Consider the following 21,258-nt stretch of genomic DNA (forward strand, 5'->3'; position numbering starts at 1 on the left):
CAAGTCGAATCCTGAACAGCATAGCTCGCGTCAGAAACACTGTCCGTGGGGCAAATTTTCATAAACCGTTCATTGGCCAAAACAAACTCACGAACAAGTAATTCAAAGTCGATCTCTACTGACTAGTGATGCAGAGAGAGGCACGACGCGACTGGAAATTCTGGGTAACGAAAGAAGCTAACATGTTCAGACTTCAACACAGAACCACATTCAATGGATTCTATGGATTAAAGTGTTTAGTTGTCACGCTGACCGCAACGAAAATCCAGAGATTAAGCAGATGTGGGCACACATTGCAAAAAAGTACAACGGGCTAGGATTAAACGCGATTTCAATGACTTGTACAGGATTAGTGTTGATGGCAGCCACTCCAAATAAAGCACTACCTCAGTGCGTATTATGTATATTATGTTAAATTGTATCTGAGGTTTATAGTGTTTGACCTTATATGTAATACCCTGCCTTTACCGAGTTAAGATTGTATTTAACACTTAGGCTATTTACCATAAAATACCTAATAAACATATTTCCTAATCTTCGATTAAGAATATGTTTATTAGATCTTAAGCATTAATCTATTAATCGCTTCTGTTATTTCTTGCGTTCTTACTGGCTTAGTCACGAAATCATTCATTCCTACGGCCAAACACGAAAGTCGATCTTCTCTTGATGTGTGTGCTGTTAGTGCGACAATTGGAGTTTTGATGTTTAACTCTCTTATGTATTTAGTTGTCGTTAAACCATCCATAACTGGCATAGACACATCCATCAAGATAATGTCGATTGGGTCCTTGTCTCTTTCAATAAAGTTAATGGCTTCTTCACCATTACTGACAATGAAAACGTTATGGCCTTGTCGTGTTAATATGAGCTTAATCACCATTTGATTCGTTGGGTTGTCTTCGACAACTAAAACTGAATAGCAGTTTCTGAGTTCTCTTGAGGAGCTTTTCTCTTCATCGTGAGCTAGATTGTTCGTTACTCGAGTAAGAATCGGTAACTGTACCTCGAATTTCGATCCTTTTCCTGGCTCACTCTCTACCGATATGCGTCCATTCATCAGTTCTACCAGTCGCTTGGTTATCGCCAAGCCCAAACCAGTACCACCAAATCTACGTGTGATTGTACTATCAGCTTGCACGAATGGACTGAACAACGACGAACGTTGCTGCGAATTGATGCCAATCCCAGTGTCTTCTACTGAGATATAAAACGAGCTCGCTTGGGATTGAATAGAAACATGAACATGTCCATGCTCAGTAAACTTAATCGCGTTACCGATCAGGTTAAATAAAATTTGAGCTAAGCGGCTTGGATCGATGTAATGAAGTTCACCTCCAGAGATGTCGCTGGTTACCATTAGTGCCAACCCTTTATTGTCAGCAGCCTTCTTTTGTTCAGAAATAACAAAAGTTACAGTGTCTCTTACGTTGCTCCATTGAGGTGTCAGCGAAAAGCATCCTGATTCGATTTTTGAGAAATCCAGTACGTCACTGATGATCGCTAACAAAAGTTCAGACGATGTACTCATATTAAACAGTATTGTGCACTGTTCTTGATTTAACTGGGTGGAGTTTAGCGTTTCTATCAAGCCGATTATTGCGTTCAGTGGTGTTCTTAATTCATGGCTCATCATCGCTAAGAATTCAGACTTTGCCCTATTCGCTCTTTCAGCCTCTTTTCTGGCTGTAACTAGTTCTGCCGTACGTTCTCGGACAGTGGCTTCAAGCTTTTCCTTGTTTTCAATATCAAAAATTGCTCTCTCAATGAGTGGGCGAAAACGGTTTAAGGTCGCTTTGGTTTCGATACTAAAATGTTTGGGGTTGGAATGAATAAAAATGATAACAGATTGTGTTAATCCGCTATTAATACCTGTAATTAGTACTGAATTGATTTGATCGAGAATTATCGGATGCAAAGAATTGAATTCACCCAAAGATCTTGGTTCAAAAAGAATGGCGCATTCACCATTTATGACCCGTGATAATTTACCACAATCCGTCCAATCAACCAGTTCAAAGACTTTGTTATTGGTCAATAGAGTTTTGAATTTACCTTCTTTTCCTCCCCTTGATACGACAATAAAGTCGTCAAATTTAATGTACTTCCTTAATACTAATTCAAGGCTTGAGAATATCTCAGATATGTTACTCGCCTTACTGATTGCCGAGATAGTTGATAAAATAACCCTATTCTCTTCGGCTAATTTTCGTTCGCGCGATTTTGATTTTTGCAGTTCAATACGAGCTTCTTGTAGTGCTTCTTGACCTTGAGAACCCATTACATTTTTAACCTATAGAACGTTGCAGATGACACCATTAAATTGCCATGCGCATTCTCACCACCAGATAGTCTCCCTTGCTCACCAAAAGTAAATGGGCAAATATACGGAAGACCATTAAGAGCGTGGTTTATCTGCCTACAGACTTCATCCATGTCTTGTTTAAGCGTTAGCATTGGTCCTGCACAAAATATATTAATTGCGCCTAGTTTCTCTTCAAGAGCCATATCGTTGTAGTTACCTGAATGAATGATATTAGCCGCTCGGCTGATCAGTTGTTGCTTAGATCCCTGCATTAAATAGATGGTGTCGCCTTCATTTATATCGGTGAAGAGTTCGATCCCGTCACACTCGGTTTCTCTGATTGAGTGGGATAATTTGAAATATGGATAGTCGTATGAAGAGCCGACTTTCCTACCCAGTGGATAGACAGAGGACTTTTCAAATATATAACCGTCATCACTGCCACCTAAGTGAAAATTCGTCCATTCGTTATAAACGGTGACAGCTGGCCTGTGGTCTATCTCCAACAATATTCGGTTTCTTACTTTGGTCACGGTACCTGAGTAACGTGTAGGTGTATGACCTGCACTAAAAGATGAGTAAATAGACTGAGAAGAAAATAATACTGTTAATGATATTCCATTGATAGACAGCGAATCTTCGGTAAAAATGCTCCAATTCCCAGACACCTGATTATCTGCAGCGCTGCCACCAATAATAGGCACTTCAGTACCGAATTTCCTGTCGATGGCTGCCATTACCTTCTCTTCATTGCCTGGCGTGGAATGAAGAAGGATAAGATCTGGGATTTCACCTTCTCGGTTAGCGTTCTTGAGTGCTTTATCGATAGCACAGAAGGTACTTCGGTCTATAGAGTCTGCAAAGTGTTCAATTCCTGTACCGTAAGCGTTGATCCCCGAGTCATAAATGATGAGAACCCCAATCACTGGACCAGAATGAAACCCAGTTTCAGTCATAATACCGTGACAAGTGGTACAACCATGTATCGGAGTGTTAGGAAGTGCATCCACCAAATATTTCTGCACAGCGAGTGTCGAGTACTCTTCTGTGCAATAACAAATAAGACAAGCAATATCCTCGAGTTTTTCTGCCTCGCTGAGCAACTCTTTAACGGCTATCTTATCATCTAAGGAATAAGATACTTTTGATAGAAATTTCATAGAATCTTGAAAAATTTACTCATAGTCTCTTTATAACACTTATAAGCACTATGTTTCACTAATCCCGGTATTTTTCCATCGAAATAATCGAGGAGCTACTAACATTTTGAACGGTCACTCTTGAAAGATTTTCACATTAAATGTAACTGCCTGTTGTGTAAATGTAACAAGCATTGACGGTGTCTTATCGCTCGTTTGCAATAGCCAATTCGATGGTTCTTTTTCTTCCAAAATACCGTTGCCATTATAGCCAATAGAGAATGCCCCTATTTCCGACGCTTTAATGGAATACCCCAAGTCATTGTCCAAAATCAAAATGCTATGCTTATCAGTTCCAATTTCACAAGGCTTTGAAACTATGCACTTTATTGTTTCGTTATTCTCATGGTTTATCGTTCTCCAAATAAATGCTGTTATCAAGACAGCCAACATGATGATTATTTGAACAAGCCTTGCTTTTGTTAGCTTTTGTGCCGCCATTTTTATCTCGATTCCTTGTAACAAAGTTCAAAGTTTTTAAATAAAAAATCAATTCCTGACCATGCGTAAGGTTACTACTCTGTCATTGATTTGTTAATTCACGTATAGTGTTGCGTTGAAAATGCCACTTTTTTTTAAAATCAGCAAGTGGAAATAACGCCCTGAATAGGTTGAATTTCCTTTTCTAATTTGGGTGGCATTACGACGTGAGTCGTGTTGGAAGTAAAGTGTAGTAAATAAGAAATTGGAAGCATGCAAATGAGCCAAGAAAAGCAGCTTGAACAAAACTACAACTATACGGTCGTCCGTCAATTTACCCTAGTTACCATTCTGTGGGGAATTGTCGGTATGGGCGTTGGTGTTTTGATTGCCGCTCAATTAGTTTGGCCACAGCTAAACTTTGATACGCCGTGGCTGACGTACAGTCGTTTACGTCCCCTGCATACTAATGCGGTTATTTTTGCGTTCGGTACAAGTGCGCTGTTTGCAACATCATATTATGTTGTGCAACGTACCTGTCAAACGCGTCTCTTCGGTGGTCCTCTCGTAGCCTTTACCTTTTGGGGTTGGCAAGCGATTATCCTATCCGCTGCAATAACTTTACCGTTAGGCTTGACCTCGGGTAAAGAGTACGCAGAACTAGAATGGCCAATCGATATTGCGATTACTCTTGTATGGGTAGCTTATGCGATCGTGTTCTTCGGAACCATGATTAAACGTAAGACATCACACATATACGTCGCAAACTGGTTCTTCGGAGCCTTCATCATCACAGTTGCTGTGTTGCACATCGTTAACAGCTTAGCTGTTCCAGTCTCTGCGTTTAAGTCGTACTCGATTTATTCCGGTGCGATTGATGCAATGGTGCAATGGTGGTACGGACACAATGCGGTAGGCTTCCTATTGACAGCTGGTTTCCTTGGTATGATGTACTATTTCGTACCTAAACAAGCTGGTCGCCCCGTTTACTCTTACCGTTTGTCTATCGTTCACTTCTGGGCTCTTGTCTCTCTTTATATTTGGGCTGGCCCTCACCACCTACATTACACGGCACTTCCAGACTGGACACAGTCTCTCGGTATGGTGATGTCATTGGTTCTGTTTGCTCCTTCTTGGGGTGGCATGATCAACGGAATTATGACCCTGTCTGGTGCATGGCACAAACTTCGTTACGATCCTATCTTACGTTTTTTAATCGTCTCTTTATCATTTTACGGTATGTCGACTTTCGAAGGTCCGATGATGGCAATTAAAACCGTTAACGCACTGTCTCACTACACGGATTGGACAATTGGTCACGTTCACTCTGGTGCGTTAGGTTGGGTTGCAATGGTTTCAATTGGTTCTATTTACCACTTGGTACCTAAATTGTTTGGTCAAGAACGTATGTATTCTGTATCCCTAATCAACGTGCACTTCTGGTTAGCAACGATTGGTACGGTTTTTTACATTGTTGCTATGTGGATATCAGGTGTAATGCAAGGCTTGATGTGGCGTGCAGTCAATTCTGATGGAACATTGACGTACAGTTTTGTTGAATCTGTTGAAGCGTCTTACCCGTTCTACTTTGTCCGTTTCTTAGGGGGAGGTATCTTCCTACTCGGTATGTTCTTAATGGCATACAATACGTACAAAACGATTTCAGCACCACAAGATAGCCTCAAAGCTATCCCTCAACCGGCTTAAGGAGATTGAGAATGAGCTCAAATTCAAATAATCGCCATGAGTTAGTAGAGAAGAATGTTGGCCTACTCGCAATCTTGATCGTTATCGCGATCAGTTTTGGTGCTTTGGTCGAAATTACCCCTCTTATTTTCCAAAAACAGACTACGGAACCTGTAGATAATTTACGCGTTTACTCTGCTCTGGAAATGGAAGGTCGTGATGTTTATATCCGCGAAGGTTGTAACGTATGTCACAGCCAAATGATTCGTCCTTTCCGCTCTGAAACTGAACGTTACGGTCACTACTCTGTCGCTGGCGAAAGTGTTTGGGAGCACCCATTCCTATGGGGTTCTAAGCGTACAGGCCCAGATCTGGCGCGTGTTGGTGAACGTTACTCTGATGAGTGGCACCGGGTTCACCTTATCGACCCTCGTGAACTGGTTCCCGAATCCAACATGCCTGGTTTTCCATGGCTTGCTGAGAACGTACTTGATGGCAAATTGACTCAACAGAAGCTTGAACTCTTCCGTAATCAATTTGGTGTGCCTTACACAGATGAACAAATTGCTAACGCGAAACAAGATGTTGAAGGAAAAACAGAGATGGATGCAATCATCGCGTACCTTCAATCGCTTGGCCACGCAATGAAATAAGGAATAATTATGGACATTATTACATTTCAAAGTGTTTGGACTGTGACTGTTTTTGCTTGCTTCATTGGCATCGTTTGGTGGGCATATGGCAAGAATCGTAAATCACGTTTCGACGAAGATGCGAACCTTGTGTTTGCAGACGATGAGCCTGCAACAAGTTCTAAAAATCAAGGAGTGACAAAGTAATGAGTACATTCTGGAGTATCTGGGTTAGTGCGATTACGATTGGTACCCTAATTGGTTGTGTGGTCCTACTTCGTTGGTGTTTTAAAGATCGAACTGGCGTAGAAGAAGGTCAGGATATGGGCCATGAATACGACGGTATTCGTGAGCTTAATAACCCCCTTCCAAAGTGGTGGACATATCTTTTCATTAGCACCATTGTATTTGCGGCGGTTTACCTTGCTCTATACCCAGGTCTTGGTAATTTTAAAGGCTTACTGGGTTGGACAAGTTCAAACCAAGACGTTCGTAACATTGAAGAGTCTCGATCTGCAATCGCAGCCGCACAAGCAAACAAACAGCTAGATGCATACGCGAAAGAGCTTGATGATGCAGACACCTACTTTGGTGAAGCATTCAGAAAGTTGGCTTATGACGAGAATGGTTTGCGTTCTGTTCCTGATATCGCATCAGATGCAGATGCAATAAAAGTGGGTCAGCGTTTATTCCTGCAAAACTGTTCTCAGTGCCATGGCTCTGACGCCCGAGGTCAGAAAGGTTTTCCTAACCTTACTGATAATGCATGGCTATATGGAGGGGAACCGCAAGCGATTGTCACGACACTCATGCACGGTCGTATCGGCCAAATGCCAGCATGGAAAGATGCGTTAGGTGAGCAAGGCGTTAAAGAAGTGGTTAGCTACACACTTAGCCTTTCAGGTCGTAGTGTGAATGCACGAGAGGCGGAAGCGGGTAAAGCACGCTTCGTTGTGTGTGCTGCGTGTCACGGTACTGACGGTAAGGGTAACCCTGCTGTAGGTGCCCCCGATCTAACAGACCGTAACTGGTTATTCGGTGATTCTCGTGCGGATGTGACTGAAACAGTCATGAATGGGCGCTCTGGTGTCATGCCCGCTTGGAAAGACATTCTAGGCGAAGACAAAGTTCAATTAGTCGCATCATATGTATGGAGCCTAAGTAACTCGGACGATGAGTAACAAACAAAAGACAGCCTCTTTCTAGAGGTTGTCTTTCCTTTAATTTATAACGCCTTCTTCTTATTCTTTTTTGAGATTTTTTTTATGGTAAAGCCTTGGTATAAACAGTTTTGGCCGTGGTTCTTAATCGCGCTGCCAGCGACAGTCGTGATCTGGACGATCTTAACGGTGATTGTATTCTCACAAAACTCTGTCGACTTAGTCACTGAGGATTACTATAAAAAAGGAAAAGGTATTAATGTCGACATTTCAAAAGTAAATATTTCAAAAGAACTGGGGCTATCCGCAGCCATTAACGAGAGAGGCAATTCTGTTATCATTACTCTCAATAAAGGCAAGCTTGAACACTTCCCTGCAATTAACGCAATGTTCGTACACCGCACACTTCCTGATCGCGATTTTACTCAGATGCTTACCGCCGATGCGACAGGCAATTACACCCTAACTTTGGACCATGAGATGCAAGGTCCATGGTTTATTGAGCTTTCCCCACATGATTCTGAATGGTTATTACAAGGCAGAATGAACTTTCCAATTAATACACCAACTCAACTAACGAATTAAAATTTATGTGTAAATCCTGTTATCACTGCGGTGAAGATGTACCAGCGGAAACAGATTTTAAGGTAGAGATCTTAGGTGCGACTCGTCAGATGTGTTGTCCTGGCTGCGAGACGGTAGCTCAGACCATCGTTGATAGTGGCTTGGTATCTTATTACCAATACCGTACTGCTCCGGCGGAGAAAGCGGATTTAGTACCAGAACAACTTCTGGCACTCAGTCATTATGACAACGAAGATGTCCAACTTGAGTTCGTTCGTAATTCTGAAAACACGTCTGAAGTGACATTGTCACTAGAAGGCGTCTCTTGTGCCGCTTGTGCGTGGCTTATTGAGAAGCGAGTCTCGTCAAAACGAGGGGTGGGCAGCATTCGAGTTAATACCACCACTAACCGTGCCCTGCTTAGCTGGGATAACACGCAAGTTAAACTCAGTGAGTTATTGTCAGCAATCCATACCCTTGGTTACAAAGCAGCACCGTTCGAAGCGGACCAACAAGAAGCGGCTTACCATCGTTCGATGAAAAACTACCTTTATCGTCTTGGTGTTGCTGGTTTAGCGACAATGCAAGTGATGATGCTAGCTGTAGCACTTTATCTTGAAGTGTTTGGCAACCTTGAACCTGAATTCAAAAGCTATTTCCGCTGGGTGAGTTTAATTTTTGCAACACCAGTTCTACTCTACTCGGCATTGCCTTTCTACATCAATGCGTGGCGCAGCATCAAAGGTCGAACCTTGGGAATGGACGTACCCGTGTCGATAGCTCTCTTATTTGCTTACGTTGCCAGCTTGGTGGCAACAGTGACAGAGCAAGGCGAAGTGTTCTTTGAATCAATCTCGATGTTCACCTTTTTTCTTTTGCTTGGTCGCTTTCTTGAAATGCGTGCTCGTCGTAAAGCCGCCGCCGCCAGTGGTAATCTGCTTAAGCTGGTTCCTGCTATGGCTACAACGCTAGAGGGTGAACAAGTTCCGGTAAAAACCTTAAAAGTTGGCGATCAAATTCGCGTACTTCCGGGTGAACACATTCCTGCAGATGGCAAAGTCTTGTCTGGCAGAGTTCATATCGATGAATCGATGCTGACTGGCGAGTCTATCCATGTAGTCAAAAACGAAGGCAATGCGGTCTTCGCTGGCACATTGAATGGAGACGAGTCGTTTGAATTGGAAGTCATGACATCAAAAGCCGATTCAGTGATTTCTCATATCGTTCGCCTGCAAGATGAAGCGCAATTGTCGAAACCGCGTATTGCAGAAATAGCCGATGTTGTGGCTCGATACTTTGTCGCAGTGATCTTAGTCATCTCATTCGGTACTTGGTTCTATTGGCACCAAACTCGTCCAGAAGACGCTTTCTGGATCATGCTTTCGGTATTGGTAGCGACGTGTCCTTGTGCTCTGTCACTGGCAACACCGACGGCGATAACTTGTTCGACTTCTCGCATGGGTAACTTCGGTATCTTGCTGCGCAAAGGCCACGTATTCGAAACCTTGTGCAAGGTGAATCACTTGATCATCGATAAAACGGGCACATTGACTGAAGGTGATATTCGTATCAGCCAAGTGGAAACTTTTGCTGAACTTGATAAAGACATCTGCCTCAAAGTAGCGGCGAGCTTAGAGCAACATGCTAACCACCCTATCGCTAAAGCGTTTAAAACACATATTTCTGATGAGATCGAAGTCGAGTCAGTTAATAACGTGATTGGTTCAGGCATCACTGGTGAGTGGAATGGCCAAAAAGTTGCGATTGGTAGTAGTCAATTCATTCTAGGTGAAGCTCAACCATCGGAAAGTAACGGTATTTACTTGTCGATGTCGGATCGTCATATCGCGACGTTCACTTATGAAGATCCCATTCGCAAAGAAAGCATCGAGTTTATTAAGCAATTTAAAGAAGCGGGAATTAAAACGACTCTGCTGACTGGCGATTCTTTGATTAACGCGAAACCTGTTGCAGAAGAGATCGGTATTACTGATATTGTTGCTAACGCGAAACCTGAAGATAAACTTGCTTACCTGAACTCTCGAGATGCAAGTGACATTACCATGATGGTTGGCGATGGTATTAACGATGCCCCTATTCTTGCGGGTGCCCACCTTTCAGTCGCTATGGGTGGCGGTACCGATGTGGCGAAAGCCTCTGCGGATATGGTGTTACTGGGTGATAAGCTCGATAGATTACTTAAGTCGCGTACTTTGGCATTAAAAACGCGTAAGATAATCCGTGAAAACCTAGCCTGGTCATTAGGATATAACTTACTTATCCTTCCATTGGCTGTCGCCGGTTTGGTTGCTCCATACATTGCCGTTGTTGGGATGTCTGCCAGCTCTATTATTGTTGTGTCTAACTCGTTAAGGCTTTTAAAAGAGCAAGGTAAATAATGGAAAGTTTATACATCCTGATCCCCATTGCGATTGTACTGGTGTGCATCGCTGTTGGTATTTTTCTATGGGCGGTGAAGAGCGAACAGTTTGAAGACCTAGAACGTCAAGGTCACAACATTCTGTTTGATGAAGACGAAAAGGCTCACAACCATTCGGATAGCAAACCTGTCAAGAATGGGAAAGCTAACAGCGAAAGCCAAACTCACGTAGACAAAAATAACGATGACGCCTGATTGGATCGGAGCCTTTGTTGTTGGATTGATCGGCGCAGGCCACTGCATGGGAATGTGTGGTGGTATTGCATCGCTTCTTTCGATTGGCAACACGAAACCTACTTTTGTCACCCCGCTACTTTATAATGTCGGCCGTTTATTAAGCTACGCTGTGATCGGCGGCCTGATTGGTGGTGTCATCTCTTCCATTGGGCAGCTCAGCGATTTTAATACTCTGTTAGCTTGGCTGCGTTTGTTCGCAGCCACCTTCATGATCGTCTTGGGATTGTATATTGGTAAGTGGTGGTTCGGCTTGTTGTTTTTTGAAAAGGTCGGGCAAAAACTGTGGGCTTATATCGCTCCACTTGGAAAGTCATTTTTGCCATTGAAGCACCCAAGCCACGCATTACCCTTTGGCTTCATTTGGGGCTGGTTACCATGTGGCCTCGTATATTCGATGCTAACGTGGGCAGCCGTATCGGGAAGTTGGTATAATGGTGCCGGAATTATGCTTGCATTCGGCCTTGGTACTCTTCCGGCTATGTTGACGGTTGGCGTAGGCGCTAATTTCCTCAAGAAACTGCAACAAACTGACTTATTTCGCCAATTAGGTGCAATTTTCATCCTGATTTACGGTTTCTATACCGGGTATACGGCAATACAGCTCATTATTTATACCGTATGAGTGTTCTTTTAATGCGGTTTTTTTACTACCCAACACGATGAAGGAATGCTAAAATATTGACGTATATCAAATAGTGAAAGATTGTTATGATTTCTGAAAAGCCTGTGACGAAACGAGTTCAGTCTGGCGGCTGTGCAATCCACTGCCAGGATTGTAGTATTAGCCAGCTCTGTATCCCATTTACTTTGAATGAATCTGAACTCGATCAACTTGATCAGATCATTGAGAGAAAGAAACCTATTCAAAAAGGCCAAGAGCTATTCAAAGCTGGCGATGAGCTAAAGTCGCTGTACGCTATTCGCTCTGGCACGATCAAAAGTTATACGATTACTGAGCAAGGTGATGAGCAGATCACAGCATTCCACCTAGCGGGTGATCTTGTTGGTTTTGATGCAATTACAGGTGACTTACACCCTAGTTTTGCTCAAGCTCTAGAAACTTCGATGGTTTGTGAAATACCTTACGAAATTCTTGATGATCTATCAGGAAAAATGCCTAAATTGCGTCAGCAAATTATGCGCCTGATGAGTAATGAAATTAAAGGTGACCAAGAAATGATTCTGCTTCTTTCTAAGAAGAATGCAGAAGAACGTCTTGCCGCATTCCTTTACAACCTTTCGACTCGCTTCTCTCAACGTGGCTTTAGCCCTAGAGAGTTTCGCTTAACGATGACTCGTGGTGATATTGGTAACTACTTAGGTCTTACCGTTGAAACCATTAGCCGTCTTTTAGGCCGCTTTCAAAAATCAAACATCTTGAGCGTTAAAGGTAAATACATCACGATCGAAGATCATGATGCGTTGATGGAACTGGCTGGCGTTTCAAAAGAATAGTTTAGATATCAATGATGTAGTTCAATAATGAGCTACATCATATTTCTCTCCTAAAACCTCCTATATTTCTCTTAATCTTTCCATAACTACGCTACATTATTGATATCTTCGATATAAAAAGTAGGCTTAGTTATGAGTATCTATAATAAAATTTTAGTTGTCGCTGACATCAATCATGATGAGCAACCTGCTCTAGCTCGTGCAATCCAACTCGCCAAGAAAAGCACTTCAACAAGCCACGTTACCTTCTTTTTGTCGATTTACGATTTCTCGTATGAGATGACATCGATGCTCTCTGTCGACGAGAGAGATGCAATGCGAAAAGGCGTCATTCACCAACGTGAAATCTGGATGAATAAAATCGCAGAGCCGTACATTGACGATTCAATAGAATTCAATGTTCAAGTGGTTTGGCATAATCGTCCTTATGAAGCCATTATTGCTGAAGTTTTTAGTAGTGGTCATGACATATTAATCAAAGGGACACGCAAACACGATACGTTAGAGTCAGTGATTTTCACTCCTACAGATTGGCATTTGTTGAGAAAGTGCCCTAGCCCAGTCCTATTAGTGAAAAATGATTTTTGGCCCGATGATGCGAAGATACTAGCTTCGGTTCATGTTGGATCAGAGACTGACGCTCATTTAGAGTTAAACGACACGATCGTCGACAGACTGCTTGAGATCACAGGGCGTCTTGATGCTGAGGCATTTTTAGTCAATGCTTATCCAGTAACGCCCGCGAATATAACAATCGAGTTACCCGAATTTGACCCAACGTCATACACCGACGCGGTTCGCGGACACCATTTGACTGCGATGAAAGCACTGCGCCAAAAGCACGGGATGTGTGAAGAGCAAACTGTGGTTGAACAAGGTTTACCGGAAGATGTCATTCCTCAGGTGGCGCACGAGAAAAGCGCAGCCATGGTGATTCTTGGCACAACGGGCCGCACAGGGTTATCGGCTGTGTTTATTGGTAACACTGCCGAACACGTGATCGATAAGATTAACTGTGATGTTCTTGCGATTAAACCGTCGGGCTATGTTAGCCCTCTCGATCCAAATCTTTCGAAAGGTTAAGTCGGCATAGTCTAAGCCCGCAACCCGTTTAAGTCATAAAAAACGCCTCTCGCATTGCTTGAGGCGTTTTTTTCTCTCGTTCTCTATATACCGAGTGGCGGATATCTTACTAAATATTGGTCACGTCGATGAACATTGACTCATCAATATTTGAAGATGAAATTTCAGCTTCTTCGAATTCGTACGCTTTGCGCTCTTCACTACGGTCGAGCGGAAGGTTGACGAAATCAAACAACTCACGGTCAGCCAGTTGGCTTGGACTTACGTTCTGAATTGACTTGAAGATCTTTTCAACTCGACCAGGGGTTTTCTTATCCCAATCAATCAGCATCGCTTTAATGTTCTGACGCTGTAGGTTCTCTTGAGAGCCACATAAATTACAAGGGATAATTGGGAACTCTTTGTGTTCAGCGTATTTGATTAGGTCAGTTTCACGACAGTAAGTCAGGGGACGAATCACCACGTTACGACCATCATCAGAGCGTAGCTTCGGTGGCATTGCCTTTAAACGTGCTCCGTGGAACATGTTCAGGAACATGGTCTCAACGATGTCATCAAGGTGGTGACCAAGAGCGATCTTAGTTGCGCCAATCTTCTCTGCGAATGAGTACAAAGTCCCACGACGTAAACGAGAACATAGACCGCAGGTCGTTTTACCTTCGGGTATTTTTTCTTTCACAACGGAATAGGTATCCTTGTCCACAATGTAGTAAGGAATGTTCAACGTTTCAAAATACTCTGGCAGAATATGTTCAGGGAACCCTGGCTGTTTTTGGTCCAGATTTACGGCGACAACATCAAATTTGATTGGTGCAGCTTCACGCAAACGCAACAAAATATCGAGCATCGCAAATGAATCTTTACCACCACTGATACATGCCATTACTACATCATTTTCCTCGATCATGTTGTAGTCAATGATGGCATTTCCAACATTTCTTCTCAGGCGCTTCTGAAGTTTGTTGAATTCAAGTGTTTCTTTTCTATTATCGTTTTGGTTCATTGCGACTCTCACACCGTCGTATTATCGACTGTCGATTGCTAGTGGGACTGTTTAAGGGCGAGGATTATACGTATTTTTATTTCAGGTTGAAATAGCAACGGTTGGATAAACAAGCTGAGAGTTAGAAAGATTCCGCGATATCATGGGATAACTCAATAAACAGGTAGAAAAGAGTACTGGAGTGGAACATTCGTTGCTGAAATAAACGGATTGTAAATCTAAAAATGAAAAGCAGCGCCTTTGATAGCTCTGCTTTTCCCATTTTGATGAAGGCTAACCGATTGCGAGTGAATGTTGGAGCTATTTCCCTGGAATATATGGAAGAACCCGCAGCGTTGCTTGAGGGAGCGTAATGCTACTTCCGTCTAACTCCGCTAGAGTAAATCTAGATCGCCCTTGTTTAATTGGAATTTTTTTACCATTAGAGAGCTCGATAGTCCCTTCAAGCTTGTCAGAAAATTCTAGGGTTAAACCTTCAACATCCGGCGTAAACCAGCGAGAAAACATACCGCTTACATCTTCCAGCATCGCTTGCATCTGTGGTAATAATTTTTTGATTTGAGCGTTTTCGACTTTACCGACTAATGGTGTTTGAGTCATCACAACCAAAGAGTAGGCGCACTCTTGCTCTTGTGTTTGCACAAAGATCAGAGGGTTAGCTGAGCGTAAGTTTTGATCGACAGGTAGCAAGAGTTCATGGGCCGGTGATACTTTTAGTGCTTCATAATGCTCTTCTTTTTCCATCCAGGCTTTGCTGATATGACAGATTTCTTGAGCCCGTTGATCAACAAAAAAAATCGCAACTTTGACATCATCGTGCCCTTCTTTAACGTTATTTTTAAGTTGTGTATACAGCTTAGAATACGTGAACATGTATTCTTGGGCCGCGATGGGCAAGGATATCCCAAGGCTTAATGAAGCAAATAAAGCGAGTACGGTCTTTTTCATGATTGCAATCTTGTTGAAATATAGTGTTTATAAATAAAAAGAGCAGCCAATGAGCTGCTCTTTTTTCAATGCTAATGGCTTCATCGGCTATGCGGCCATCCAACGTTTAACAGAGAGAGTTACTTTTTCCAGTATACCTTGTTGTGACGGATCATAGCTTGTAAATCAGTCACATAGTCAGAACCTCGTTCAGAGTATTTCAACAAACCATTAGTCAGCTCTGTAGCGGTTTCCGTGGTCAACAAATCTTTACCTTGAGCAGAAAGTTTCGCACGGATTACTCTTAAACCAGCATATGCCTCGTTTCGGTTGAGGTTCATGAAGTAACGATGCACAGACTCTTGGCTAGAGGAGAATTTAGCAACTTCATGAAAGCTGCCCTCATTGCGTTGTGATGGCACAAGGCCACAACCTTTTGTGTAACACCAATGACCGAAGTAGTTATTAGCTTTGATAGCAAAGCGAGAAGTGCCCCAAGCCGATTCATTAGCGGCCTGCGTCAGTACTAATGCTTCTGGAAGTACATTAACGCGGTTGAGCATTTCAGTTAACCAACCATCATCCATACCAGTAGGCGGTACTGGTAAGTTGTATGATTCCCCTAACCTTTTAAGAGACGCTGTATCTTTAGAGTTCACGTTACTCAACCCCGATCCTGCAACTTGGGTCAGCAGCGCACGCTCTTTGACAATACGGGTGTTTTCATTGTTAACACTCGGACGTAAAAATGAAAAGAACGCCTCTTTTTTCTCTTTTACATCTTCAATGGCACGAAAATCGGGGGCGTTTGAAGAAAAACCACTGTCGCTCATTTTCTTATAAAGATATGGGCCAACCAATGAGATAGTACCAACGATCGCCAGCGCGATTACTTTAAGAGCCAGTGATTTTCTGGCACTTGCTTGATCATGATTATGCATCGAACACCTGTGTATTTTTGTTGTTGTCATCATTATTGTCATCGTTTTTGGGACGGTCTGATGCAATCAGTTTCATTTTAATACCAAACATTTCACGATAGAGGATGCCTTTCACGTGGAAAAAGAATGGAAGAACGAAGATTAGACCAATGCCATACATCATCGCCGCAACGATAAACATCAGCATAACGATTAAGTAAATAGATGCGATCACGAATATCTTCTTATTTACAGCCCTTAAAGAGAGGAGCAATGATTGCATTGGCGGTACTTTCTTATCACAAATTAGCAGGATTGATTGACTAAACGCTAGTGAGAAGTATATCGATAGAAACGGTAAAATCATCCCCGCAATGCCTTGTAGGGTTAAACTAAACAAAGTAACCAAAATGACAGGAACCGTGAACTGTAACCCCTTCGCCATATGTCGAACTTTTGTTCGTAAACCCGCAGCATGGCTCATTGCCATTAAGCTGATACCTGCGTATATCGGAGCGCTGACAACTTCGTAACTGAAGTTAGCAATGAAAATCGAGTCAACGACCTGAGGGGTAAAGGAGTCAGGATCGATAACAGCATCTAAAATAATAGCCGGATCGCCAAGCTGCAGTTTTAAAGCAATATAAAAAATAGCCACTTGCAAGAACATTAGAGCAACAATCGCAGGCGAAAACGAAAGAAAGTGATTTATCGTATGTTTCCAAGCCTCTTGGAATACAGCCGTTGCTTTTAGCTCATAATCGCCAGAAAGTGCACGGTTGATGCTACCGCCCAAATTAAAATCTTTTTCTATGTCGTTGTTCATATTGATACCTAGGTGTACTAGTTAAACTCAGCCACCTAACTTATTGATAAAAAATTGCCTTCATTATACGCATATGTCGGATACAAACTAAAATATGAATCTCTAACAAAGCTTGCTTTTGCATCTTAATGGTTAATAATTAGGCAGTTATATGAGAGTAAGCTCAATAAATACTATTATGGTAAAGGATGTTTACTTTTACCTGCAAAATTTTTTGTCTGGTAATGACAAAAAATGCTTTGAATTCACGTTTTTGGTGATTATGATGCGCGCCTTAAAAGTGTATAGCAACAGGTCTCAAAAAGAACCAAGGTGGAGAAAAACAGACGTTGAACGCTAAAAAATCAGTAGGAAAGCCAGTCGTACAGCTTGCTGGCATTAGTAAAAGTTTCGATGGTAAAGAAGTCATCGGCAATCTTGATCTAAATGTAAATCATGGAGAGTTTCTCACGATCTTAGGTCCATCAGGTTGTGGTAAAACGACGGTACTCAGAATGATTGCGGGTTTTGAAACTGCCGATAGTGGTCAAATACTATTAGCGGAACAAAACGTAACCCAAGTTCCTGCTGAACAAAGGCATGTCAACACTGTATTCCAAAGCTATGCCCTATTCCCGCATATGACCGTTTTCGACAATGTGGCATTTGGCTTACGCATGCAGAAAGTTCCAAGCAGCGAAATTGAACCTCGTGTAATGGACGCGTTGAAAATGGTGCGCCTAACACAAATGGCACAACGCAAACCACATCAGCTATCTGGTGGCCAACAGCAACGTATCGCCATTGCGCGAGCTGTCGTTAATAAGCCAAAAGTTCTTTTGTTGGATGAGTCTCTATCTGCTCTTGATTACAAACTACGTAAACAGATGCAAATCGAGCTGAAACAACTGCAACGCCAACTTGGGATTACGTTTATTTTTGTCACGCATGACCAAGAAGAAGCGCTGTCTATGTCTGACCGTATTATTGTTATGCGTGATGGCGTGATTGAACAAGATGGAACACCAAGAGAGATCTACGAAGAGCCTAAAAACTTATTTGTGGCGCGCTTCATTGGTGAAATTAACGTATTCGAAGCGACAGCGAAATTTCGTCAAGATGAAAAACGCATTGTTGCGACAATCGAAGGTGAAGAGTCGATTATCTATTACGATAAAGACGTAAAACCGGGTCAAAAACTGCAAGTATTGCTTCGCCCTGAAGATCTTCGTATCGAAGAAATCAAAGAATCTGAGCAATGCGGTATTGTTGGCCACATTGTCGAGCGAACCTATAAAGGCATGACATTAGACTCAGTCGTAGAACTTGAATCTGGTATGCGTGTCATGGTTAGCGAATTCTTCAACGAAGATGACCCTGATGTTGATCACTCACTGGGCCAAAAAGTTGCAGTAACTTGGGTTGAGAGCTGGGAAGTGGTATTAGAAGATGAGCAAAAAGTTTAATTTACAAAACGCAATTGTTGCTCTAATCACAGGTTGGCTAGTGCTGTTCGTGATGATTCCAAACATCATGATCATCGGTACTAGTTTCTTAACTCGTGATGAAGCGAACTTGATCGAGATGACCTTCACTCTCGATAACTACATGCGTTTGGCTGACCCGCTGTATTTTAAAGTGTTGATGCACTCTTTCTATATGGCAATTGTCGCAACCCTATTGTGTTTAATTATTGGCTATCCGTTCGCTTACATCGTGGCAAAAATGCCTGCGAAGTGGCGTCCAATTATGTTGTTCCTAGTGATTGTGCCATTTTGGACTAACTCTTTGATTCGTACATACGGATTGAAAATTGTACTGGGTACTCAGGGTGTCTTAAACAAAAGCTTGTTAGCGCTAGATATCATTGATAAACCGCTACGTATCATGTACTCAGAAACCGCAGTAATGATCGGTTTAGTGTACATCCTACTGCCGTTTATGATTCTGCCGCTGTTTTCAGCGATTGAAAAACTGGACGATACGTACTTAGAAGCGGCTAAAGATTTAGGTGCGAACAAACTGCAAACGCTTTTGAAAGTCGTCCTGCCACTAACCATGCCGGGCATTATCGGCGGCTGTTTGTTAGTACTACTGCCTGCGTTAGGTATGTTCTATATCTCAGACCTATTAGGCGGAGCTAAGAACCTATTAATTGGTAACGTGATTAAGAGCCAGGTGCTCAACGCTCGAGATTGGCCGTTTGGTGCAGCAACCAGTATCGCACTGACCATAGCCATGGCTGTAATGCTGTTTGCCTACTACCGAGCTGGTAAGCTATTGAACAAAAAAGTGGAGCTAGACTAATGGGTCGCACAGTTAAGTTCAGCTTTATGGCGCTGGTATACGCCTTTCTATACCTACCTATTATCGTATTGATCGCGAACTCCTTTAATGCCAATAAATTTGGTATGAAATGGGGTGGCTTCACCACTAAATGGTATGACGCGCTTATTAACAACGACAGCCTAATGCAGGCTGCGTGGCACTCGATCAACGTAGCCGTGTTCTCTGCAACAGCCGCAACGATTGTCGGGAGCCTTACAGCAGTAGCCCTATTCCGTTACCAATTCAAAGGTAAAGGCATCGTAAATGGCATGCTGTTCATCGTAATGATGTCTCCCGATATCGTAATGGCGATTTCGCTTCTTGCGCTATTCTTGGTAATGGGTGTGCAACTTGGGTTCTTTACCCTACTTGCTGCTCACATTACCTTCTGTCTACCGTTTGTTGTAGTAACGGTATACAGTCGCTTGAATGGCTTTGATGTGAAGATGCTAGAAGCCGCAAAAGACTTAGGGGCAAGTGAATGGACGATTCTAAAGCAAATCATTCTACCTCTTGCTAAACCAGCGGTTGCTGCAGGTTGGTTATTGAGCTTCACGCTATCTTTAGATGATGTGATCATCAGCTCTTTCGTAACCGGCCCAACGTATGAAATCTTACCTTTGAAGATTTACTCAATGGTTAAAGTGGGTATCTCTCCTGAGGTAAACGCCCTAGCAACAGTGATGTTAGTGGTGTCGTTAATACTGGTGATCATTTCTCAGTTATTAGCGAGAGAAAAAATCAAGTAAGTCCACTACTCTATACAGAGACAAGCTTGATAAGAAGTTAAGATACTTCAAGTTCAAAAAAGTGTTAATCATAAACAGAATGGTAAATTGCCATTCTGTTTTTCTATCTACTGCCTTCGGGCAACGTTTAGTTTGGAGCTAACGTCAATGAAAAAATGGGCTACTCTATTAGCTGGTAGTGCATGTGCGCTTTCAATGTTATCTGCACCGTCATTTGCAAAAGATAACAAAGAATTGGTATTCATGAACTGGGGACCTTACATCAACAGTGAGATTCTAGAACAGTTCACGGATGAAACTGGTATTAAGGTGATTTACTCGACTTACGAGTCGAATGAAACCTTGTACGCAAAGCTAAAAACACACAACAAAGGCTATGACCTAGTTGTGCCGTCGACTTACTTCGTATCTAAGATGCGCGACGAAGGTATGCTACAAAAGATCGACAAAACGAAGCTGCACAACTTCAAGAATCTAGATACTAACTATCTAGACAAGCCGTACGACCCTAACAACGATTATTCGATTCCACATGTCGTTGCGATAACAGGTCTTGCTGTTAACACTGACATGTACGATCCAGAAGATTTCCAAAGCTGGGCCGATTTATGGAAGCCTGAGCTTGAAGGTCAACTGATGATGATGGACGACACGCGTGAAGTGTTCCACATCGCACTACGTAAGTTAGGTTACTCTGGCAACACAACAAACGAGAAAGAGATCGACGAAGCGTACGCTGAGCTACAAAAGCTAATGCCGAACGTCCTCGTATTTAATTCAGACAATCCAGGTGCGCCATACATGTCAGGTGAAGTAGGTCTTGGTATGCTGTGGAACGGTTCTGCTGCTGCTGCGCAAAACGAAGGGCTACCGATTAAACTGGTTTTCCCTAAAGAAGGCGGTATCGGTTGGGTAGATAACTTTGCGATTAGTTCTGGCGCAGTAAACGTAGAAGCGGCCCATCAGATGATCGACTTCCTACTTCGCCCAGAAATCGCCGAGCAAATCTCTCGTGACACCGGTTACCTAACAGCAGTTAAAGCTTCTAACGAGAAGTTCAAAGACAGCCCTGCTCTGTTTCCTTCGCAAGAAGACCTTGACCGTGTTGAATGGCAAGCGGCAGTTGGCGATAAAACCGTGAAGTATGAAGATTATTTCATGAAACTCAAAGCGGGTCAGTAAACAACAGCATAATGTTGTTTATCCAATCTTCAACGAGTTAAGTTCAATAATATTAATCAATAGGCAGCTTAGGCTGCCTATTTTGTCATTTGGCTGCTATAATCTAGCGCGATTTTTAGAAATCCTTTTACTTTGGGTTCACTACCCAGCTCCAAATCAAACA

General features: G+C 42.6%; 20 protein-coding genes and 3 pseudogenes. 15 read left to right on the forward strand and 8 right to left on the reverse strand.

All coding sequences use genetic code 11. From position 1 onward, the window contains the following. Nucleotides 1-232: 232 nt before the first annotated feature. Nucleotides 233-415: pseudogene (locus OCU36_RS06680) on the forward strand (DUF3693 domain-containing protein); the annotation flags it as partial. Nucleotides 416-556: 141 nt separating this feature from the next. On the opposite strand, the gene OCU36_RS06685 reads toward OCU36_RS06680, so the two are convergent. The 3 genes from OCU36_RS06685 to OCU36_RS06695 all read right to left on the reverse strand — a co-directional run bounded on the left by OCU36_RS06685 (nucleotide 557) and on the right by OCU36_RS06695 (nucleotide 3,945). Continuing rightward, nucleotides 557-2,281 carry an ATP-binding protein gene (locus OCU36_RS06685; protein WP_261839606.1) on the reverse strand — a complete coding sequence of 575 codons (1,725 nt, stop codon included), beginning with the start codon at nucleotides 2,279-2,281 and terminating at the stop codon, nucleotides 557-559. After that, the gene (locus OCU36_RS06690; protein ID WP_261839607.1) at nucleotides 2,281-3,465 is read right to left on the reverse strand and encodes an FIST signal transduction protein; all 1,185 of its coding nucleotides are present in this window, start codon (nucleotides 3,463-3,465) and stop codon (nucleotides 2,281-2,283) included. The genes OCU36_RS06685 and OCU36_RS06690 overlap by 1 nt, the downstream gene beginning before the upstream one ends. A gap of 114 nt (nucleotides 3,466-3,579) precedes the next feature. Next, a complete protein-coding gene (locus tag OCU36_RS06695) occupies nucleotides 3,580-3,945 on the reverse strand; it encodes a hypothetical protein (protein ID WP_261839608.1) in 366 nt (121 codons plus the stop codon). A gap of 252 nt (nucleotides 3,946-4,197) precedes the next feature. On the opposite strand from OCU36_RS06695, the gene ccoN reads away from it, so the two are divergent. The 10 genes from ccoN to uspE all read left to right on the forward strand — a co-directional run bounded on the left by ccoN (nucleotide 4,198) and on the right by uspE (nucleotide 13,181). Further along, a complete protein-coding gene (gene ccoN / locus OCU36_RS06700; RefSeq protein ID WP_261839609.1) occupies nucleotides 4,198-5,631 on the forward strand; it encodes a cytochrome-c oxidase, cbb3-type subunit I in 1,434 nt (477 codons plus the stop codon). Between the two features lie 11 nt (nucleotides 5,632-5,642). After that, complete coding sequence (gene ccoO / locus OCU36_RS06705) at nucleotides 5,643-6,263, forward strand: cytochrome-c oxidase, cbb3-type subunit II (protein ID WP_261839610.1); 621 nt, start codon at nucleotides 5,643-5,645, stop codon at nucleotides 6,261-6,263. 9 nt (nucleotides 6,264-6,272) lie between these two features. Further along, complete coding sequence (locus OCU36_RS06710; protein WP_009846708.1) at nucleotides 6,273-6,449, forward strand: CcoQ/FixQ family Cbb3-type cytochrome c oxidase assembly chaperone; 177 nt, start codon at nucleotides 6,273-6,275, stop codon at nucleotides 6,447-6,449. After that, nucleotides 6,449-7,423 (forward strand): cytochrome-c oxidase, cbb3-type subunit III, encoded by a 975-nt coding sequence (gene ccoP / locus OCU36_RS06715; RefSeq protein WP_261839611.1) that lies wholly within the window; start codon nucleotides 6,449-6,451, stop codon nucleotides 7,421-7,423. The genes OCU36_RS06710 and ccoP overlap by 1 nt, the downstream gene beginning before the upstream one ends. Nucleotides 7,424-7,507: 84 nt before the next feature. Continuing rightward, entirely contained in the window at nucleotides 7,508-7,987 is a 480-nt protein-coding gene (locus tag OCU36_RS06720; RefSeq protein WP_261839612.1) for a FixH family protein, read from the forward strand. A gap of 5 nt (nucleotides 7,988-7,992) precedes the next feature. Next, complete coding sequence (locus OCU36_RS06725; protein WP_261839613.1) at nucleotides 7,993-10,365, forward strand: heavy metal translocating P-type ATPase; 2,373 nt, start codon at nucleotides 7,993-7,995, stop codon at nucleotides 10,363-10,365. After that, nucleotides 10,365-10,601: a cbb3-type cytochrome oxidase assembly protein CcoS gene (gene ccoS / locus OCU36_RS06730; protein ID WP_261839614.1), complete on the forward strand. Its 237-nt coding sequence runs from the start codon at nucleotides 10,365-10,367 to the stop codon at nucleotides 10,599-10,601. The genes OCU36_RS06725 and ccoS overlap by 1 nt, the downstream gene beginning before the upstream one ends. After that, complete coding sequence (locus OCU36_RS06735; protein ID WP_261839615.1) at nucleotides 10,591-11,265, forward strand: sulfite exporter TauE/SafE family protein; 675 nt, start codon at nucleotides 10,591-10,593, stop codon at nucleotides 11,263-11,265. Before ccoS ends, OCU36_RS06735 begins: the two co-directional genes overlap by 11 nt. Nucleotides 11,266-11,351: 86 nt before the next feature. Then, nucleotides 11,352-12,098 carry an FNR family transcription factor gene (locus tag OCU36_RS06740; RefSeq protein WP_261839616.1) on the forward strand — a complete coding sequence of 249 codons (747 nt, stop codon included), beginning with the start codon at nucleotides 11,352-11,354 and terminating at the stop codon, nucleotides 12,096-12,098. A 132-nt stretch (nucleotides 12,099-12,230) separates the two neighbouring features. Further along, on the forward strand, nucleotides 12,231-13,181 hold the full coding sequence (gene uspE, locus OCU36_RS06745) for a universal stress protein UspE (RefSeq protein WP_261839617.1): 951 nt from the start codon (nucleotides 12,231-12,233) through the stop codon (nucleotides 13,179-13,181). Nucleotides 13,182-13,290: 109 nt separating this feature from the next. Here the strand turns inward: uspE and ttcA are convergent, their stop codons facing one another. From ttcA to OCU36_RS06765, 5 genes and pseudogenes are all read right to left on the reverse strand, one after another. Beyond that, a complete protein-coding gene (gene ttcA, locus OCU36_RS06750) occupies nucleotides 13,291-14,184 on the reverse strand; it encodes a tRNA 2-thiocytidine(32) synthetase TtcA (RefSeq protein ID WP_261839618.1) in 894 nt (297 codons plus the stop codon). A gap of 300 nt (nucleotides 14,185-14,484) precedes the next feature. Then, nucleotides 14,485-15,132 (reverse strand): DUF2987 domain-containing protein, encoded by a 648-nt coding sequence (locus tag OCU36_RS06755; protein ID WP_261839619.1) that lies wholly within the window; start codon nucleotides 15,130-15,132, stop codon nucleotides 14,485-14,487. A 119-nt stretch (nucleotides 15,133-15,251) separates the two neighbouring features. Next, a pseudogene (locus OCU36_RS06760) lies at nucleotides 15,252-15,932 on the reverse strand (glucosaminidase domain-containing protein); the annotation flags it as partial. A gap of 18 nt (nucleotides 15,933-15,950) precedes the next feature. After that, nucleotides 15,951-16,052, reverse strand: a pseudogene (locus tag OCU36_RS20065) (glucosaminidase domain-containing protein); the annotation flags it as partial. Further along, nucleotides 16,045-16,857, reverse strand: coding sequence for a DUF2189 domain-containing protein (locus OCU36_RS06765; RefSeq protein WP_261839621.1), 813 nt, complete (start codon nucleotides 16,855-16,857; stop codon nucleotides 16,045-16,047). The pseudogene OCU36_RS20065 and the gene OCU36_RS06765, both read right to left, overlap by 8 nt. 329 nt (nucleotides 16,858-17,186) lie before the next feature. Here OCU36_RS06765 and potA point away from each other — a divergent pair, with 329 nt between their 5' ends. The 4 genes from potA to OCU36_RS06785 all read left to right on the forward strand — a co-directional run bounded on the left by potA (nucleotide 17,187) and on the right by OCU36_RS06785 (nucleotide 21,095). Next, nucleotides 17,187-18,302 carry a spermidine/putrescine ABC transporter ATP-binding protein PotA gene (gene potA / locus OCU36_RS06770; RefSeq protein ID WP_261839622.1) on the forward strand — a complete coding sequence of 372 codons (1,116 nt, stop codon included), beginning with the start codon at nucleotides 17,187-17,189 and terminating at the stop codon, nucleotides 18,300-18,302. After that, a complete protein-coding gene (gene potB / locus OCU36_RS06775) occupies nucleotides 18,286-19,143 on the forward strand; it encodes a spermidine/putrescine ABC transporter permease PotB (RefSeq protein ID WP_261839623.1) in 858 nt (285 codons plus the stop codon). Before potA ends, potB begins: the two co-directional genes overlap by 17 nt. After that, nucleotides 19,143-19,913 carry a spermidine/putrescine ABC transporter permease PotC gene (gene potC / locus OCU36_RS06780; RefSeq protein ID WP_004733706.1) on the forward strand — a complete coding sequence of 257 codons (771 nt, stop codon included), beginning with the start codon at nucleotides 19,143-19,145 and terminating at the stop codon, nucleotides 19,911-19,913. Before potB ends, potC begins: the two co-directional genes overlap by 1 nt. 147 nt (nucleotides 19,914-20,060) lie before the next feature. Beyond that, complete coding sequence (locus OCU36_RS06785) at nucleotides 20,061-21,095, forward strand: extracellular solute-binding protein (protein WP_261839624.1); 1,035 nt, start codon at nucleotides 20,061-20,063, stop codon at nucleotides 21,093-21,095. Nucleotides 21,096-21,258 lie beyond the last annotated feature (163 nt).

It is taken from the genome of Vibrio artabrorum (assembly GCF_024347295.1).
Classification (GTDB): Bacteria; Pseudomonadota; Gammaproteobacteria; order Enterobacterales; family Vibrionaceae; genus Vibrio; species Vibrio artabrorum.

What these genes read in the sequence shown, in the direction of transcription:
- potC (WP_004733706.1), top strand. Translation starts at nt 19,143, where the DNA reads ATGGGTCGCACAGTTAAGTTCAGCTTTATGGCGCTGGTATACGCCTTT.
- ccoO (WP_261839610.1), top strand. Translation starts at nt 5,643, where the DNA reads ATGAGCTCAAATTCAAATAATCGCCATGAGTTAGTAGAGAAGAATGTT.
- OCU36_RS06725 (WP_261839613.1), top strand. Translation starts at nt 7,993, where the DNA reads ATGTGTAAATCCTGTTATCACTGCGGTGAAGATGTACCAGCGGAAACA.
- uspE (WP_261839617.1), top strand. Translation starts at nt 12,231, where the DNA reads ATGAGTATCTATAATAAAATTTTAGTTGTCGCTGACATCAATCATGAT.
- OCU36_RS06765 (WP_261839621.1), bottom strand. Translation starts at nt 16,857, where the DNA reads ATGAACAACGACATAGAAAAAGATTTTAATTTGGGCGGTAGCATCAAC.
- OCU36_RS06720 (WP_261839612.1), top strand. Translation starts at nt 7,508, where the DNA reads ATGGTAAAGCCTTGGTATAAACAGTTTTGGCCGTGGTTCTTAATCGCG.
- ccoN (WP_261839609.1), top strand. Translation starts at nt 4,198, where the DNA reads ATGCAAATGAGCCAAGAAAAGCAGCTTGAACAAAACTACAACTATACG.
- OCU36_RS06755 (WP_261839619.1), bottom strand. Translation starts at nt 15,132, where the DNA reads ATGAAAAAGACCGTACTCGCTTTATTTGCTTCATTAAGCCTTGGGATA.
- OCU36_RS06740 (WP_261839616.1), top strand. Translation starts at nt 11,352, where the DNA reads ATGATTTCTGAAAAGCCTGTGACGAAACGAGTTCAGTCTGGCGGCTGT.
- potB (WP_261839623.1), top strand. Translation starts at nt 18,286, where the DNA reads ATGAGCAAAAAGTTTAATTTACAAAACGCAATTGTTGCTCTAATCACA.
- OCU36_RS06710 (WP_009846708.1), top strand. Translation starts at nt 6,273, where the DNA reads ATGGACATTATTACATTTCAAAGTGTTTGGACTGTGACTGTTTTTGCT.
- OCU36_RS06690 (WP_261839607.1), bottom strand. Translation starts at nt 3,465, where the DNA reads ATGAAATTTCTATCAAAAGTATCTTATTCCTTAGATGATAAGATAGCC.
- OCU36_RS06685 (WP_261839606.1), bottom strand. Translation starts at nt 2,281, where the DNA reads ATGGGTTCTCAAGGTCAAGAAGCACTACAAGAAGCTCGTATTGAACTG.
- OCU36_RS06785 (WP_261839624.1), top strand. Translation starts at nt 20,061, where the DNA reads ATGAAAAAATGGGCTACTCTATTAGCTGGTAGTGCATGTGCGCTTTCA.
- ttcA (WP_261839618.1), bottom strand. Translation starts at nt 14,184, where the DNA reads ATGAACCAAAACGATAATAGAAAAGAAACACTTGAATTCAACAAACTT.
- OCU36_RS06695 (WP_261839608.1), bottom strand. Translation starts at nt 3,945, where the DNA reads ATGGCGGCACAAAAGCTAACAAAAGCAAGGCTTGTTCAAATAATCATC.
- ccoP (WP_261839611.1), top strand. Translation starts at nt 6,449, where the DNA reads ATGAGTACATTCTGGAGTATCTGGGTTAGTGCGATTACGATTGGTACC.
- OCU36_RS06735 (WP_261839615.1), top strand. Translation starts at nt 10,591, where the DNA reads ATGACGCCTGATTGGATCGGAGCCTTTGTTGTTGGATTGATCGGCGCA.
- ccoS (WP_261839614.1), top strand. Translation starts at nt 10,365, where the DNA reads ATGGAAAGTTTATACATCCTGATCCCCATTGCGATTGTACTGGTGTGC.